Annotated in this window: 17 protein-coding genes; 8 read left to right on the plus strand and 9 right to left on the minus strand. The window is 73.5% G+C overall.

Going from position 1 to position 15,874, the window contains the following annotated elements; all coding sequences use genetic code 11:
* Nucleotides 1–74: 74 nt before the first annotated feature.
* Nucleotides 75–338 carry a hypothetical protein gene (locus tag OHA81_RS29395; protein WP_329200892.1) on the plus strand — a complete coding sequence of 88 codons (264 nt, stop codon included), beginning with the start codon at nt 75–77 and terminating at the stop codon, nt 336–338.
* Nucleotides 339–494: 156 nt separating this feature from the next.
* A complete protein-coding gene (locus tag OHA81_RS29400; RefSeq protein WP_329200894.1) occupies nt 495–1,217 on the plus strand; it encodes a helix-turn-helix transcriptional regulator in 723 nt (240 codons plus the stop codon).
* A gap of 81 nt (nt 1,218–1,298) precedes the next feature.
* Here the strand turns inward: OHA81_RS29400 and OHA81_RS29405 are convergent, their stop codons facing one another.
* Together OHA81_RS29405 and OHA81_RS29410 are read right to left on the minus strand one after the other, a co-directional pair.
* On the minus strand, nt 1,299–2,720 hold the full coding sequence (locus OHA81_RS29405; RefSeq protein ID WP_329200896.1) for a nucleobase:cation symporter-2 family protein: 1,422 nt from the start codon (nt 2,718–2,720) through the stop codon (nt 1,299–1,301).
* Nucleotides 2,721–3,044: 324 nt separating this feature from the next.
* Entirely contained in the window at nt 3,045–3,620 is a 576-nt protein-coding gene (locus tag OHA81_RS29410; protein ID WP_329200898.1) for a helix-turn-helix domain-containing protein, read from the minus strand.
* Between the two features lie 146 nt (nt 3,621–3,766).
* Between OHA81_RS29410 and OHA81_RS29415 the strand changes: the two genes are divergently transcribed.
* The 6 genes from OHA81_RS29415 (at nt 3,767) to OHA81_RS29440 (ending at nt 9,982) form a co-directional block, all read left to right on the plus strand.
* Nucleotides 3,767–4,894 carry an aryl-sulfate sulfotransferase gene (locus OHA81_RS29415; RefSeq protein ID WP_329200900.1) on the plus strand — a complete coding sequence of 376 codons (1,128 nt, stop codon included), beginning with the start codon at nt 3,767–3,769 and terminating at the stop codon, nt 4,892–4,894.
* Nucleotides 4,867–6,261, plus strand: coding sequence for a uracil-xanthine permease family protein (locus OHA81_RS29420; protein ID WP_329200902.1), 1,395 nt, complete (start codon nt 4,867–4,869; stop codon nt 6,259–6,261). The genes OHA81_RS29415 and OHA81_RS29420 overlap by 28 nt, the downstream gene beginning before the upstream one ends.
* Before the next feature lie 126 nt (nt 6,262–6,387).
* Nucleotides 6,388–7,593 (plus strand): serine hydrolase domain-containing protein, encoded by a 1,206-nt coding sequence (locus tag OHA81_RS29425; RefSeq protein WP_329200904.1) that lies wholly within the window; start codon nt 6,388–6,390, stop codon nt 7,591–7,593.
* 96 nt (nt 7,594–7,689) lie between these two features.
* Nucleotides 7,690–8,895: a sensor histidine kinase gene (locus OHA81_RS29430; RefSeq protein ID WP_329200906.1), complete on the plus strand. Its 1,206-nt coding sequence runs from the start codon at nt 7,690–7,692 to the stop codon at nt 8,893–8,895.
* A complete protein-coding gene (locus OHA81_RS29435) occupies nt 8,892–9,566 on the plus strand; it encodes a response regulator transcription factor (RefSeq protein WP_329200908.1) in 675 nt (224 codons plus the stop codon). Before OHA81_RS29430 ends, OHA81_RS29435 begins: the two co-directional genes overlap by 4 nt.
* Nucleotides 9,567–9,679: 113 nt before the next feature.
* Complete coding sequence (locus OHA81_RS29440; RefSeq protein ID WP_329200909.1) at nt 9,680–9,982, plus strand: SHOCT domain-containing protein; 303 nt, start codon at nt 9,680–9,682, stop codon at nt 9,980–9,982.
* Between the two features lie 2 nt (nt 9,983–9,984).
* On the opposite strand, the gene OHA81_RS29445 is transcribed toward OHA81_RS29440, so the two are convergent.
* From OHA81_RS29445 to OHA81_RS29475, 7 genes are all read right to left on the minus strand, one after another.
* Entirely contained in the window at nt 9,985–11,130 is a 1,146-nt protein-coding gene (locus OHA81_RS29445; protein ID WP_329200911.1) for an AI-2E family transporter, read from the minus strand.
* Nucleotides 11,130–11,669, minus strand: a complete 540-nt coding sequence (locus OHA81_RS29450) for a DoxX family protein (protein ID WP_329200913.1) — start codon at nt 11,667–11,669, stop codon at nt 11,130–11,132. The genes OHA81_RS29445 and OHA81_RS29450 overlap by 1 nt, the downstream gene beginning before the upstream one ends.
* 105 nt (nt 11,670–11,774) lie before the next feature.
* On the minus strand, nt 11,775–11,981 hold the full coding sequence (locus tag OHA81_RS29455; RefSeq protein WP_329200915.1) for a hypothetical protein: 207 nt from the start codon (nt 11,979–11,981) through the stop codon (nt 11,775–11,777).
* Entirely contained in the window at nt 11,978–12,385 is a 408-nt protein-coding gene (locus OHA81_RS29460; protein WP_329200916.1) for a hypothetical protein, read from the minus strand. The genes OHA81_RS29455 and OHA81_RS29460 overlap by 4 nt, the downstream gene beginning before the upstream one ends.
* Before the next feature lie 174 nt (nt 12,386–12,559).
* Entirely contained in the window at nt 12,560–14,005 is a 1,446-nt protein-coding gene (locus OHA81_RS29465; protein WP_329200918.1) for a sensor histidine kinase, read from the minus strand.
* The gene (locus OHA81_RS29470) at nt 14,002–14,715 is read right to left on the minus strand and encodes a response regulator transcription factor (RefSeq protein ID WP_329200920.1); all 714 of its coding nucleotides are present in this window, start codon (nt 14,713–14,715) and stop codon (nt 14,002–14,004) included. Before OHA81_RS29470 ends, OHA81_RS29465 begins: the two co-directional genes overlap by 4 nt.
* 89 nt (nt 14,716–14,804) lie before the next feature.
* Nucleotides 14,805–15,719 (minus strand): NADP-dependent oxidoreductase, encoded by a 915-nt coding sequence (locus OHA81_RS29475; protein WP_329200922.1) that lies wholly within the window; start codon nt 15,717–15,719, stop codon nt 14,805–14,807.
* Nucleotides 15,720–15,874 lie beyond the last annotated feature (155 nt).

The raw sequence follows: 15,874 nt of genomic DNA on the forward strand, positions 1-15,874 counted from the left end.
CCGCACGCGGCGCCGGTCGGCGCGGGGTGTACTGGAGGGGTACCGGTACCCGCCGCCTGCGAGGAGGCCCGCACATGACCACCGCAGAGACCGCCCGTGACGCCGTCCGCCGGATCCTGGGCGAGGAGGCGCACGCTGCTGTGACCACCCTTCCGGCCGGGAACCTGACCATCACGGTGACCAGCGGCGAGCACACCGCCACCATCGACGGCGACGACTCCTCCGGGTGGGGTTGGACCGTGGATCCCGGTACGGACGACGGGTTCACCGGCCACGAGCTGATCGCACCGACCCTCGAAGAGGCACTGGACGGCGTACGGGACACCATCGGCACCTGAACCGACCGGAGCACGGATCACACCTTCATTTCCAAGGGGTACGGCCGGTAATACCGGCGGAAACGCATGTTAGTGTGCCCGCTCCTGGATGTTCATCCACCGATCCGTCTCCCCTCGGACGCTCCGCGCTTCGAGGCGTTGCGAGGTGTCTTGTACGTGTACAGCACTCCGTTCTCCCCCGCCGAGGCCCGCTCCGCACGCGAACGCGTGGGCCTGACGCCCGCGCAGGTCGCCCGGTCGATGGCGGCCTGCGGCACCCCCGTCCACCCCGAACTGGTCGCCGCTTGGGAAGTCGGCTCCTACGCGCCGACCGACCAGCAGCTCTTCGCTCTCGCCAACGCCCTGTGGTGCGACACCACGACGCTGATGGGCGTCACGCCGCGCACCCTCGCCGAGTTCCGCCTCGCCCGCCAGCTGACGGTCGAACGGCTGGGCCACCGCATAGGCATGGACCCGGACGAGTACCGCGCGGCGGAGGCCGGACGGACCTGGCACGGGGACACCTGGCAGACCCGAGCGCTGGTGGAAGCGCTGGGCCTGTCACTGCGCGCGCTGACCGGGCTCATGGGCCGGGAAGGCGAACTGGCCGGTCTGCTCCGCACGGCCGTCGAGGGCCGATGGAAGGCCTACGTGGGGCCGGTGGCGGAAATCGTCGTGGTCGACGCGACGAGCGTGGGGGACGCGCTCCGCACGATGCACGCCGAGTTCTCGGACTTCGCCGAGCGGTACATGGGCCACCTCGTGGCCCGCAACGACGACGCCCGGCTCAAGGAGATCGCCGCCGAGCGGTCCGCGTACCTGCGCCGGCTCGTCGACCACTTCTGGGAGTTGCTCGGCGAGGCGGGCGAGGCGCCGCCGTTCCCGCTCGGCGGCCGCTGAGCCGCCGAGCGGGCCGGGACGGACCCACGGGTCCCTCCCGGCCCTTCGGCCGCGGGGCCCGAGGATCGCCCGGACAGGGGGTCAGCCGGCGCCCGGCGCGTAACGCGGCTGGAGCGGCACCTCGTCCTCCGCTTCGTCCCAGGCGATCTCCATCGTGGAGCGGCTGGTGAAGACGTTGAAGAGCAGGTTCAGGGAAATCGCCGTCAACGCGCCCAGCGTGATGCCGCTGTCGAGCACGGCCCTGACGTCGTCCGGCATCCGCGCGAAGAACGGCGCCACGGTGGTCGGCAGCAGCGCGGCGCCCAGACTGACCGCCAGGATCAGGGCGTTGCGCTCCTCGCGCAGGTCGACCTTTCCCAGGATCTGGATGCCGACCGCCGCCACCATGCCGAACATGGAGAGCGCGGCCCCGCCCAGAACCGGATTCGGGATCGAGGCGACCAGGCTGCCCGCCTTGGGAAGCAGCCCCAGCGCGACCATGAACACCCCGGCCGCGACGACCACGTACCGGCTCATCACCTTGGACATGCGCACCAGGCCGATGTTCTCGGCGAACGCCACGTACGGGAACGAGTTGAGGATCCCGCCGAGCAGCGTCGCGGCGCCGTCGGCCCGCAGCGCCCTGGCGACCGTGTCGGTGTCGACCCGCTTGCGGGTGATCTCGCCGATGGCGTACACGTCGCCGGTGGTCTCCACCATCGTGATCAGCATGACGACGAGCATGGCGATCATCGGCAGCGGTTCGAAGCGCGGCATGCCGTAGTGGAACGGGGTGGTGACCCCGAACCAGTCGGTGTCGCCCACCGCCGAGAAGTCGGCGTCCCCCAGCACCCAGGCGACGGCGGTACCGCCGACCAGGCCGAGCAGCACGGCGACGCTGCTCAGGAACGGCTTGCCGACCCGGGCCACGGCCAGGATGAAGAGCAGGGTGCCCAGGGCGTACGCGAGGTTCCTCGGCTCGCCGTAGGCGGGGGTGCCGATCAGGCGCGCCCCGCCGGCCGCGTCCTGGAGGGCCACCGGGATGAGGGTGATGCCGATGATCGTGAGGATCGTACCGATGACGACGGGAGGGAAGTACGGGACCAGCTTGCTGAACACGGGCGCGAACAGGAAGGTGGCGATGCCCGCGGTGATCACCGCGCCGTACACGACGAGCAGTCCGGCGGTGCCGCCGCCCGCCCCGAGGCCGATGGCGATCATGGGGGAGACGGCGGTGAAGGTGACGCCCTGGACCAGCGGCAGCCGGGCGCCTATCTTCCAGATCCCGAGCGCCTGGATGATCGTGGCGATCCCGCAGGTCAGAAGGTCCGCGTTGATGAGGTGGACGAGTTCTGGGCGGGTGAGCCCGAGGGCGCCGCCGAGGAGGACGGGAACGATGACGGCCGCCGCGTAGAAGGCGAGGACGTGCTGGAAGCCGTACAGGGCGAGTCGGGGGAACGGCAGCAACTCGTCGACGGGATGCGTCTGCTGGTGCCGGGAGGACTGTCGGGTGGCTCGTGCCATCTCTGCCTTGCCTTCGCGAGGTAGGTGAATGAGAAGACCGCCGCCCTCCAGCCCCGTGGATGTCGGGGCGAGGGCAAGCCGGCTCGTACCGGGCCGACGCCGGGCGGTGTTGCCGACACCACGTCGCTCCGCACTGGAACATGGGCCCTGGATTGGCAGGTTGCCCTTCGATCAGCGCGCGAAGACGCGCTTCTCCTTGCGATCCGAAGGAGTTTTGGACCGAGGGCGCTCACCATAGCCACATCTGGGCTTTCCTCGCGAGTAACCGGAGTGGCGCGTGCGGGGGCGGTGCGGGCGGGCCGGGCCCCGGCGGGTCGGGCCGGGTCAGGCGCGGGGGTCCGGGGCGGCCTCGATGTGGTCGGCCACGGCGACGAGCAGCACGCGCGTGCCCTGTTCGAGGGCGCGCCAGCGGTGGCGGACGCCGCCCGAGAGGTAAAGGGTGTCGCCCCGGCCCAGGTGGTGTGTGCGGCCGTCCGCCTCGACCTCCACGGAGCCGTCGGCGACGTACATCAGCTCGTCGTTGCGGTGCTCGAACGCCCGGTCCGCGTCGTGGTCCCCGGTGAACTCCAGTGCGTGCATCTGGTGGTGGCCGCGTACCAGCGGACGCACCCGGGCCGCCGGGTCCAGTCCGGGGTCGGCGTCGGCGCGCACGACGTCCACCCGGCGCGGGGCTCCGGCGGCGGCCATCAGCTGGACGGCGGTCGTCTGCAGGGCGTCCGCGATGAGCTGGAGCGAGCGCATGCTGGGGCGGGCCCGGTCGTTCTCGACCTGGCTGAGGAACGGGGAGGAGAGCCCGGTCGCGGCGGCCACCTCCGCCAGGGTGAGGTCGAGGCTCCTGCGTCGGCGGCGGATGCCCGCGCCGATCCGTGGTGCGGCCGCTGCGGGCGCTTCGTCTCTCACGTGACTCCTCGGTTCCGGTCCGCTCTGCGGATCATCCTCTCGCAAGCCCGAGGGGGCTTCGCACGGCCGTCACAGTGCCGCAACACTCCGCCGCTACCTTCTAACCCAGTTGGTGTCATCAAAGAAAGTTTCACAGGAGGACCGGCATGTCCGCAGTAGACCAGAACGCCCGCCGCCGTCGGGGCACCGGCCTGATCGCCCTCGACCCCGACGTCAGCGAAGGCGGGTACACCCTCTTCGCCCCCCTCACCGGCGACGGCGAGGTGTACCTGATCGACCCGCACGGCACGGTCGTCCACCAGTGGAAGCTCCCGTACCGCCCCGGCCGCCACGCCCGCGTCCTCGGCAACGGGAACCTCGCCTACAGCGGCGTACTCCCGGGCGAGCCGGCCCTCTTCCCCATGTGGCACAAGTACCGGGGCGGCGTCATGCTCGAAGCCGCCCCGGACGGCACGGTCCTGCGCGAATACCGGGACCCCCTCCAGCACCACGACGCGCACCACTTCGGCGACGGCCGCCTCCTGTACACCGCGCTCGAACCGCTGCGCGGCGCCGAAGCCGACGGGGTGCGCGGCGGCGTGCCCGGTTCCGAGACGGACGCCACGGTATGGGCCGACACCATCCGCGAGGTCGACGCGGACGGGACCGTGACCTGGACGTGGAGCGCCGCCGAACACCTCGACCGCGAGGAGTACGCGCTCCACCCCGCCTACTCGCGCGAGCACTGGCCCCTCATCAACAGCGTCCTGCCGCTCGCCGACGGCAACGTCCTGGCCAGCCTGCGCAGCGTTTCCGCCGTCGTCGTCATCAGCCGGGAGACCGGTGAGGTCGTGTGGCGCACCGAGCCCGGTGTCGTCTCCCAGCAGCACGCGCCGACCGAACTCCCGAGCGGGAACCTGCTCGTCTTCGACAACGGCGTCTTCCGGCCCCACTCGGACGTGCCGTACTCACGCGTCATCGAGATCGAGCGGTCGTCGGGCAAGGTCGTCTGGGAGTACCACGACCCGTCGCGCGAGGCGTTCTTCGCGCCCTTCATGGGCAGCGCACAGCGCCTCGCGGGCGGCAACACGCTCGTCACGGACTCGCCCTCCGGCAGGATCTTCGAGGTGACCCCGGACGGCTACCTGTGCTGGGAGTACGTGGTCCCGTACTTCGGGGGCTACCGCGAGTCCGAGGTACGCGGGCTCTTCCCCTCCGAGCCCAACGCCGTCTTCCGCGCCTACCGTTACTCCGCGGAGGAACTGCCGTGGCTGAACGCGCAGGGCACGGCGTGAGCGCCCCGGCCCCTCCGGCGCCCCGCCCGCCGGAGCCGGTGCGGCCCGTGGACGAGCGGGTGCCGCTGCGCCGGCTGGTACCGCTGTCCGCGCAGCACGTGCTGGCGATGATCGCAGCCCCCGTTTCGACCACCTTCCTGACGGGTCAGGCCCTCGGACTCGACGCCGCCCGCACCGCGTCCCTGCTCAGCGCCACCCTCCTGCTGTGCGGAGCGGGCGCGCTGCTCCAGTCCCTCGGGCTCTGGCGGATCGGGGCCCGGCTGCCGTTCGTCATGCTGCCCGGCGGGGCGGCGACCGCCCTCTTCCTCCAGATCGCCGGGGACCACGGTCCCGCGACGGCCACCGGGTCCGTACTCCTCGCCGCGGCGCTGCTGTTCGCCGTGCTCCCGTTCTACGCGAGGGTCGTGAGGCTCTTCCCGCCGCTGGTCATGGGCACCACGGTGCTCCTGATCGGCATCGCGATGATCCGGGTGGCCGCCCAGCTGATCACCGGCCCGCGCGGCACCCCCGGGTACGCCGCCCCCTCGGCGGTGCTCCTGGCCGCAGCCACCATCGGCTGCACCGTGCTGCTGCTCGTGGTCCTGCGCGGGGTCTGGCGGCAGACGGCGGTCTTGCTCGGCATGGGCGCGGGCACCCTGATCGCGTTCACCACCGGGCTGGGTGCGTTCGCCCCGGCCGGCGACGGGAGCCCGGGCGCTTTGGCGCTGCCGCACCTGCTGCCGTACGGGGCGCCGCACTTCGACGTGCTCGCCGCGCTGCCGCTGCTCGTGTTCGGCCTCACCACCCTGGCGGAGGTCACCGGACAGACCGTCCTCAACAGCGAGACGGTGGGCCGGGACAGCGACCCCGGCCGCGACGTGCCGCGCGTCGCCAGGGCGGACGCGCTGATCTCCGTGTTCGGCGCCCTGTTCGGCACGTCCCTGCTGGTCACCAGCGCGGAGAACATCGGCATCGGCCGCCTGACGGCTGTGCGCAGCCGGTTCGTGACGGCGGGGGCGGGCGTGCTGCTGGTCCTGGTGGGCCTGCTCGCCCCCCTCTCCCGGCTGCTCGCGGCGATCCCCGCGGCGATCGTCGGCGGATCCGCCCTCGTGATCTACGGGATCATCGCGGTCATGGGCGTCACCATGCTGGGGCGGGCGCTGCCGGGCGCGGCCGCCGGGGCGCCGGGGGAGAGCGCGTACCCGACCGTCGCGGCACTGGCCCTGACGGCCGGTCTGCTGCCGGTGGTCGCACCCGACCTCTACCAGGGGTTCCCCGGCTGGGCCCGGACGGTCCTCGGCAGCGGGGTCGTGGCGGGCACCCTCGCCGCGGTGCTGCTCCACGCGCTCCTGCACCGGTTCGCCCCGGCGCGGCGGCCCGCCTCGTAAGGGCGGCCCGCCTCGTAACGGCGCCCCGCCTCGTAACGGCGGGGCGGGCGGGCCCCGACGGGGTGGAAGCGCGGGCCCGACGGCGTGGACGGGCGCGGGCCTGACCTTCCGCTGATACTGAGGAGCGTGAGGCGTACCCGAACGGCGTTGCTCAGCGTTGCCGGAATCGTCGCCGCGATCCTCCCCACCGGCATCCCCTCCCCGGCGGCCGCCGCGAGCGCGCCGCAGGCCTGCGTCTCCTCGCCGAAGACCGGGGGCGGTCAGGCCGCCCGGGTCAGGGACGTCGTCCGGCAGGCGTCCCAGGACCTGCACCTGAACTCGGTGGTCTTCAAAGTGCTCTCGGGCGACCGGGACGTCGTCACCGGCGCCACGGGGGAGTCAATGACGGGCGTCCCCGCCGACCCCGCCATGCACTTCCGCTCCGGTTCCGTCGCCATCGAGTACATGGCCACCGTCCTGCTCCAACTCGTGGACGAAGGCAAGGTGGGTCTGGACGACCCGGTCTCGCGCTGGCTGCCCACACTGCCCCACGCCTCCGAGATCACCCTGCGCATGCTCGGCAGTTCCACCTCCGGACTCCACGACTACGTCACCGACAAGAAGTTCCTCGCCGCACTCGAAGCCGCCCCCTTCCGCCACTGGACCTTCTCCGACGTCGTCGACATCGCCACGGCCCCGCCGCTCTGGTACGAGCCGGGCACCAACTGGAGCTACTCGCACGCCAACTTCCAGATACTCGGCGTCGCCCTGGAGAAGATCACCGGCACCCGCCTGGACCGGCTGCTGGCCGAGCGGATCGCGACCCCGCTGGCACTGAACGGCACGCACAACGCGTTCACCCCCGAGATCCCGGCCCCCGCGCTGCACGCCTTCACGTCCGAACGCGGCGTCTACGAGGAGTCCACCTACTGGAACCCCTCCTGGACGACCGCGGCCGGCGCGGTGCTCACCAGCAACATCTGCGACCTGGCCCGCTCGGCCCGCGCCATCGGCAGCGGTGAACTCCTCTCCCCGCAGGGCCTCAAGACGCTGCTCGACCCCGGCACGGTCGGCCTCGGCGGCAAGACCGGCACCTGCCCCGCCGACGTCTGCCTCAAGAACACCGCCGCGCAGCACTTCGGCTTCGGCGTCCTCGTCGTCCACGACTGGATCATCCAGAACCCGTCGTTCAGCGGCTACGCGGCCGTGCAGGCCTACTTGCCGGCGCAGAAGCTGTCCATCGCCGTCACGACCACCCAAGGCCCCAAGGCCACGGAACAGAACCCCGGCCAGACGGTGGCCGCCCGCATCGCCCAGGTCCTCGCCCCCGACCACCCGCTGACCACCCACTGAACGCGCCGCCCGGTCCGGGCGTACTCCCCCGGGAGTACGCCCGCTCACCCCGTCCGGCGGACGACGGGCAGGGGCCCGGCCGTCTAGCGTGGCCGCATGGCGCAGTGGCGGCGGCGTGGGGCGGTGCGGTGGGCGGACCGGGCGGAACGGACCGGCCCCGGCGGGCTGCCGTGGCGGTCCTCGCTCCTGGTGGCCGTGATCTCCGTGACCGGCAGCGGATGGGCCGCACGCCTCCAGCCCGGCAGCGAGCCGCTCGGCGTGACGGGCCGGATCCTGCTGCTGGCCGGTCCCGCCCTTCTGGTCCTGCGCCACCGCCACCCCGTGCCCGTCCTGTGGGGCGTCTGCGCCGTCACCCTCGCCTACCTGGCCGGCGGGTACCCCTACGGCCCGGTGTTCCTCAGCCTGGCCCTGGCCTGCCTCGCCGCCGTCCTGGCCGGCCACCGGTACGCGGCCTGGACCGCCGCCGCCCTGCTGTGGACGGGGCACCTGCTCATCGGGCACTGGCTCTACCGCTGGCTCCCGCCGCCGGGCGACGGCCCCGCCGGCTGGGGGACCGAGGCCGGCGTCACCGCCTGGGTGACGGCCCTGCTCGCCGCCTGCGAGCTGATCCGCGTACGCCGTGAGCAGTGGGCCCGCGACCGCGCCGAGCGGGCGGCCGCCGAACGCCGCCGGGCCGGCGAGGAGCGGTTGCGCATCGCCCGTGAACTCCACGACGTCCTGGCCCACAGCCTCTCCGTCATCCACGTCCAGGCGGGCGTGGGCCTGGCCCTGCTCGACTCCGACCGCGAACAGGCCCGTACCGCGCTGACCACCATCAAGGCGGCGAGCAAGGAGGCACTGGGTGAGGTCCGGCAGGTCCTGGACACCCTGCGTGCACCGGGCGAGGCACCCCGCGCCCCCGCCCCCGGCCTCGGCCGGCTTCCCGAACTCGTCGCACAGGCGGCCTCGGCCGGGCTCACCGTCACCGTCGAAGGGGAACCCGGCGCCCTGCCCCCGGCCACCGACCTCGCTGCCTTCCGCATCGTCCAGGAGGCCCTGACCAACGTGGTCCGCCACTCCGCCTCCCGCACCGCCCGGGTCCGCATCGGCCGCGGACCCGGGCGGCTGGAGATCGGCGTGGACGACGACGGCCCCGCCACCGGCGACGAGGCGGGCGGCAGCGGCACCGGACTGACCGGTATGCGCGAGCGGGCCTCCGCCCAGGGCGGCACCCTGGAGGCCGGGCCGCGCCCCGACGGCGGGTTCCGGGTTCGGGCCCGGCTCCCGCTGGCCTCCGGCCCCGTATCGGGGGAGGCCGGATGATCCGCGTCCTGCTCGCCGACGACCAGCAGCTGGTCCGGGCCGGGTTCCGGGCCCTGCTCGACGCGCAGCCGGACATCGAGGTCACGGGCGAGGCCGCCGACGGGGCCGAGGCCGTGCGCCTGGTGCGCGCGCTCACGCCCGACATCGCCCTGATGGACATCCGGATGCCCGTGCTCGACGGCCTGGCCGCCACCCGTACGATCACCGCGGACCCGGCCCTGGCCTCGGTGAAGGTGGTCATGCTGACCACCTTCGACCTGGACGAGTACGTCTTCGAGGCGATCCGCTCCGGCGCGTCCGGCTTCCTCGTCAAGGACACCGAACCGGAGGAGCTCCTGCGGGCCGTCCGGGCGGTCGTGGCCGGTGACGCGCTGCTGTCGCCCGGGGTGACGCGCCGTCTGATCGCGGAGTTCGCGGCGCGGTCCAAGGCGCCCGCGCCGGCCCCGGGCGCCGCGGGGCTGGACCGGCTGACCGAGCGGGAGCGCGAGGTGATGACGCTGGTGGGGATGGGCCTGTCCAACGAGGAGATCGCCCGACGCCTGGTGGTCAGCCCGCTCACCGCGAAGACCCACGTCAGCCGGACCATGGTCAAGCTGGGCGCGCGCGACCGGGCACAGCTGGTGGTGCTCGCCTACGAATCCGGTCTGGTCAGGCCCGGCTGGCTCGGCTGAGGGCCTACTCCGCCGGGGGTACCCGTACGGCCGCCGTCCGTAGGACGACGCGGGCCGGCGGCCCCGGCAGTCTCGGAAGCGAAGCACGGACCACTTCCGAGGAGCTGAACGAGATGGACACGCTGGCATTCGACGGGCCCGGCCCGTGGATCCTCTTCTTCCCGCTGATCTGGGCGGCGGTCGTCGTCACGGTCGTCTCGGTCCTGCGCCGCACGGTGGGGCGGAGCCGGCCGTGGGCCGCGGGCCGTCCCTCCTCCGGCGGCCACGGATCCCCGGGTGAGGCGGGGCCGATCGCCGTCCTCGGACGGCGTTTCGCCTCCGGGGAGATCGACGAGGACGAGTACTGGCGACGGCTGTCGGTACTGGACGAACAGTTCGGTCCCGCCGCCGAGGAGGCCAGAGGCCGCCGCCGCTGAGGTCAGGTAGGGGCGGTGGAGCGCAGCGCCTGGCCGGCCGACCACAGGACCGAGACCAGCGGAACCGCGACCACCGCCCCCACCACCCCGGCGGCGATGGCGCCCGCGATCACCGACAGCGCCACGATCACCGGGTGCAGGCGCACGGCCCAGCTCATGACGAGGGGGTGCAGCAGATGGCCCTCGATCTGCCCGATCACCACGATCAGTACGATCACCAGCCCCGCGACCAAGGGTCCCCGGGTGGCCAGCGCGATGATGGCGGCGACGGCCAGGGCCACGGGCGAGCCGATGAGCGGGATGAACGCCGCGACGAACTCCAGCAGCGCGAGCGGCACGGCGAGCGGCACGCGCAGCACCAGCAGGGTGACGCCTACGAGGATGGCGTTGGTCCCGGCGACCAGCACGATGCCGCGGGTGTAGCCGGTGAAGGTGCTCCACGAGGCACGGCCGACCACGGCGACCCGGTGGCGCGCGCCGACCGGGAGCTGGTTGCAGAACCACTGCCAGTGCCGGTCGCCGGAGTGGATGAAGAAGACCGAGCAGAACAGGGCAAGCGCCGCGACGGTGAGCACCTCCACGAGCCGGCCCGCCCCGGTGACCGCGGTGTTCACGATGTCCGAACGGTGGCTGGAGAGGTACGCGCCGATACGGGCCTGCGCGTCGCTGAGGGCGTCCGCGTTCAGCCGCAGCGGCGGGCGCTCCAGCCACGGCTGGATCCTGGCCAGCCCGTCCCTGAACTCGGTCACCAGCGAGTCCCATTCACTGGCGACGGTCTCCCCGACGAACGCCAGGATGCCGAGGACCACGACGATGCTGCCGATCAGGGCGCAGGCGACGGCCAGCGGCCGCGGCATCCACCGGGCCAGCAGATCGGCGAGCGGCCGGAGCATCGCCGTCACCACCAGGCCGAGGAACACCGCCACGGCGACCTCGTGGAACCGCCCCAGGACGGCGAAGATGGCGTAGGCGAAGGCGGCCAGGACCAGGATCCGCCAGGCGTACCCGGCCAGCGTGACGAGCAGCGGGGCCACCGTGGGCGGGCCCGGGACGGGGTGCCGGCCGCGGGCCCGGCGGGCAGCCGTACGGATGCGGGCGCCCGTCTGCGTATCCCGGCGCGCCGGACGCGCTGCGGATCGCCTGGGCATTACGCGCCGTCGTCCAGGCCCTCGTCGGCCGCGGCGGCCACGGCCGCGTTGCGACGGGTGACGACGACGGTCGCCGCTGCCGCACTGGCGGTGAACGCCGCCAGCAGCACGGCCGGCCGGTCCAGCCGGTGACGCGTGAAGTGGTCGAGGGAGAACCGCCCCGGCCCCGCGAGGCCGAGCCCGGCCGCGACGAAGCCGAGGAACGCCGGGTACTCGAAACCGCCGCCCTGGGCGAAGAACCCGGCGGGCGCGTGCACGGAGACGGCCCCCGCCATCGCGCCGGCCGCGGCCGCGCCCGCCGCGGGGGTGGCCAGTCCCAGCACGAGCAGCGCACCGCCGCCGGCCTCACCGAGCCCGGCGGCGATGGCGCTGGGGCGCGCCGGGGCGAACCCCATGTGCTCCATGGCCTTGGTGGTGCCGTCGAGGCCCCCACCACCGAACCAGCCGAAGAGCTTCTGGGCGCCGTGCGCGAGGAGCACGCCGCCCGTACCGAGGCGCAGCGCCAGCAGTCCCAGGTCCTTGCGATGGCTGAACGGCATGGGATCAGACCTTTCCCTAGGCATGAGACCGGAAGAAGACCTGATCGCAAGCCTCACCCGGGCCCGCCGCCCGCGCGCGCCGCCGCAGCCGAATGGCCCACACGCTCAGTTGTTCTGGGTGGCGTCCGCATCAGCCTGGGCGGCCGCGTCGTCCGCGGCGTCCAGTGTGTCCTGCATTTCCTTGACCTTGGCGTCGTCCGACACCGACTGGGGCGCCTTGTGCTGGGCGCTCGCGCCCGGTCCGCAGCCGGTGAGCAGCAGGGCCGCCCCGGCGGCGAGCGCGACGAGCCCCGCGGCGGCGCGCCCGGTCACTTGGCCTTCTGGGCGGAGCACCAGGTGCTGACCGCCTTGAGGTCCGTCTGCCGCTTCTGCAGCGTGGGCAGCAGGTTCTTGCGGGCCGTCAGACGGTCGTTGAGGTACGTGTAGATCTCCGTGTGCCCCTCGGCCTTGGCGTTGTTGACGCGCTGCTCCAGCCGGGCGATCGATCCGGAGACGGTGGCGTCGCCGTTCAGCCGGGTCACCGCGGCGTTGACGCGGTCCTCGGTCTTCGGCAGGCGCTTGCAGATCGCCTTGGCGCCGTCGCCCTTCGGCGCGGACTTCGGCGAGGCGCTCGCGCCCGGGGCGCCGGCGTCGGCCTGCGCGGGGGCGGCGGCGAACAGGGCGCCGGTCAGTGCGACGGCGCCGATCGCGGCGGCGGTCCTACGGTGGTGGAGCATGGTGGTATCCCCTTCGTACGACTGGCTGGCTCTCCTTGAGCGGTCCAGCCGTGCAGGACGGTAGGGGGAGTCTTTGTGGATTTCTTGTGGGCCCCGGCCGGGGTGTGGCGATCGGGTGGACCCGGTCCGCGGAGTCCTGGTCGGGCCGCCCGGGCCGGGGGCCCGGCCCCGCCCTCAGTCACCGCGCGAGATCCAGTCCCGGCGGGAGGGGAGCGGCGGAGCCGGAGTGTCCGCAGCCGGCAACGGCAGGCGCACCTCGAAGCGGGCGCCCCCCGTACCCGGCACCGAGCCGATGGTGACCGTACCCCCGTGCAGCGCCACCTGCTGGGCGACCAGCGTCAGCCCGAGCCCGGAGCCGGGGCTGCCCGGGCGGTGGTGGAAGCGCCGGAAGACGGCCTCGCGCTCACCGGCCGGGACGCCGGGCCCCCCATCGTCCACGGTCAGCACCGCGTAGCCGCCCTCCGCCCGCAGCCGCACCGCCACCACGGGCGGCTCGCCCGGCCGGTGCCCGTGGGTCACGGCATTGCCCAGCAGGTTGTCGAGCAGGATCCGCAGCCCGGCTTCCCAGCCCCGGACCCGCAGCTCGGCGGGGAGTTCCGCGCTCAGCCGGGCCCCGGGCCGGCGCCGGCCGGTGTCGCCCACCGCCGCGTCCACCAGTTCCGCCAGGTCCAGCGGGCCGAACGCGGACGCCTCCACCAGGTCGCCACGGGCCAGCATCGCCAGCGCCGTCAGCAGCTCCAGCAGCCGGGCGTGGTCGCTCTGGAGGTCACGTACCACCTCGGCCCGTTCGCCGGGGGAGAGGTCCGGGTGGGCCGCGAGCACGTCCAGGTCCGTCCGCATGCTCATCAGCGGTGTGCGCAGCTCGTGCGAAGCGGCGGAGGAGAAGGAACGGGCGGTCTCCAGCGCCTGCGCCGTCCGCAGCGCCTGCTCGTCGTAGCGGGCCAGCAACTGGCCGATGGCGGCACTCAGCTCGTCCACCTCGGCGATGTTCGCCGGCGCGGTCGCGAAGGCCGCGGCGCCCGCCCGCGGGTCGAGCGCGGCGGCCCGGCTGCTCAACCGCCGTACGGAGGCGGTGGCGCGTCCCGCCAGGCCGTAGGCGATCAGGCCCGCTACGGGGGCCGACAGCAGCGCGACCAGCAGGACCCGGCCGCGCACGGCGACGAGCTGCGGGTCCGCGGCGGAGGCGGGGGTGACCAGCCACAGGGTGCCCGGCGCCGCCCCGGCCACCGGGACGGCCAGCACCCGCCAGGCGTGTCCCTTGGAGCGGACCGTGACGGGCCCGTCCGGCGTCTGCTCGGGCAGCCGGGCCGGATCCGCGGGCTGTGGGCCGCCCTCCAGTACGACGTGCCCGTCCGCGCCCCGCACTCTGATCCCTGCGTCGAGGGCGTCCCCGAGGACCTTGCGGTGCTGGTTCTGCTCCACCTTCGGGCGGCCCTTCAGGTCGGCCGCGAGCAGCGCCCTGACGTCGGGCAGGACGGCGGACGCCCGGTCCCGCAGCCGGGAGTCCTGCTGCTGGTGCAGATCGCGGGTGACCAGCCCGAGCAGCAGCAGCCCCGCCGCGAGCACCAGCAGGGGCACCACCACGGTCACCGAGAGCGCGATGCGGGTGGCGAGCTTCACGGCCGGCTCCGGTCGTCGGGCACGCGCAGGACGAAGCCGACACCACGCACCGTGTGGATCAGCCGGGGCCGGCCGCCCTCCTCCAGCTTGCGGCGCAGGTAGCTGACGAAGGTGTCGACGGCATCGGTGCGCACCTCGAAGTCGTAGCCCCACACCCGGTCCAGCAGCGTGTCGCGGGTGAGGACGATCCCGGTGTTGCGCACGAACTGCACGAGCAGCTCGAACTCCCGCCGTGTCAGCCGCACTTCGGCTTCGCCGTGGCGCACCTGGCGGGTGGCCTCGTCCACCACCAGGGGACCGGCCCTCAGCACGTCCGACGGGGCCTGGGCCGGCCGGCGCCGCAGCAGGGCGTGCAGCCGCAGCACCAGTTCCTCCAGTGCGAACGGTTTCACCAGGTAGTCGTCGGCCCCGGCCTGGAGCCCGGCGACCCGGTCGGCCAGCTCGTCGAGCGCCGACAGCATCAGGACGGGAGTCTCATCGCCCCGCTCCCGCAGGCCGCGGCAGACCTCGGTTCCGGTCAGGCCGGGCATCGACACGTCAAGGACCACGACGTCCGGGTTCCGGTCGGCGAGCAGCCGCAGCGCGCCCGGACCGTCCTCGGCGAGGAGCACCGTGAAGCCGCTCAGCCGCAGCCCGCGCTCCAGCGAGCGACGGATGGCGGCGTCGTCGTCCGCCACCAGGACCAGCCCTTCGGACGCCGTACCGGTCACCCTGCCCTCCTCCTGTCGGGCCCGACCCTCTCACGCCCGGTGCCGGGCCCGGCACCCGGGCCCGGGTGCGCGGCGGCCGCCCCGAGGACTCAGGGCCGGATGAGCAGCTTGCCGCGGGCGTGGCCCGACTCGCTCAACTGCTGCGCCTTCGCGGCGTCCGCAAGGGCGAACACCTCCCCGAGCCGCACCTGCAAGCTGCCCTCCGCGGCCAGGCGGGCGTGCTCGGCCAGACCGGCGCGGATCGCCGCCGGGTCCGTACCGCCGCCGCTGAACAGCACCCCGTGCTCGGCGGCATCCGGATCGGCGACGGTGACGACCCGCTCGGCGGAGCCGCCCGCCAGCTCGATCGACAGCGGCAGCACCCCCTGGCCCGCCGCGTCGAACACCGCGTCCACGCCCTGCGGCGCCACCGCGCGCACCCGCTCGGCGAGACCGTCCCCGTACGCGACCGCCACGGCACCCAGGTCGCGCAGGTAGTCGTGGTTGGGCTGGGAAGCCGTGCCGATGACGGTGACCCCCGCGGCCACCGCGAGCTGCACCGCCACCGAGCCGACCACCCCGGCCGCCCCGTGCACCAGCAGCGTCTCGCCCGCCTTCACCCGCAGCAGGTCCAGCACCCGCTGCGCGGTCTCGCCGGCCACCGGCAACGACGCGGCCCGCTCGAAGGACAGTCCGGCCGGCTTGTGGACGATGTCGTCGGCGATGGCGTACTCGGCGTACGCGCCCGTCCGGGTCCAGCCCAGGACCTCGTCCCCGACGGCGACATGGGTGGCGCCCTCGCCGACCGCGTCCACGACACCGGCGAACTCCAGCCCCGGGACCATCGGGAACACGCTCGGGTAGAACTCCTCGACCCAGCCGTAACGCCGCTTGTAGTCGAGCGGGTTGACGCCGACGGCCACCACCTTCACCCGGACCTCCCCGGCGCGCGGCTCCGGCTCGTCGATCTGCTCGTGACGCAGGACGTCCGGCCCGCCGAACTCGTCGTAGACGATCGCTTCCATGTCGCTGTCTCCCCGCTGTAGATCTTGTTCTGTGGATCTTGTTCGTTGACACCTCCAGCCTCTGGCCGGACGGCGGGGAATCCGGCCCGTCTTCGGGCCAGTCCCACCTGGCCGAAAGTCCAGTGGAGGTCAGGGTGGCGCTGGCTAGGCTGACC

Source organism: Streptomyces sp. NBC_00667 (assembly GCF_036226825.1).
Lineage (GTDB): Bacteria > Actinomycetota > Actinomycetes > Streptomycetales > Streptomycetaceae > Streptomyces.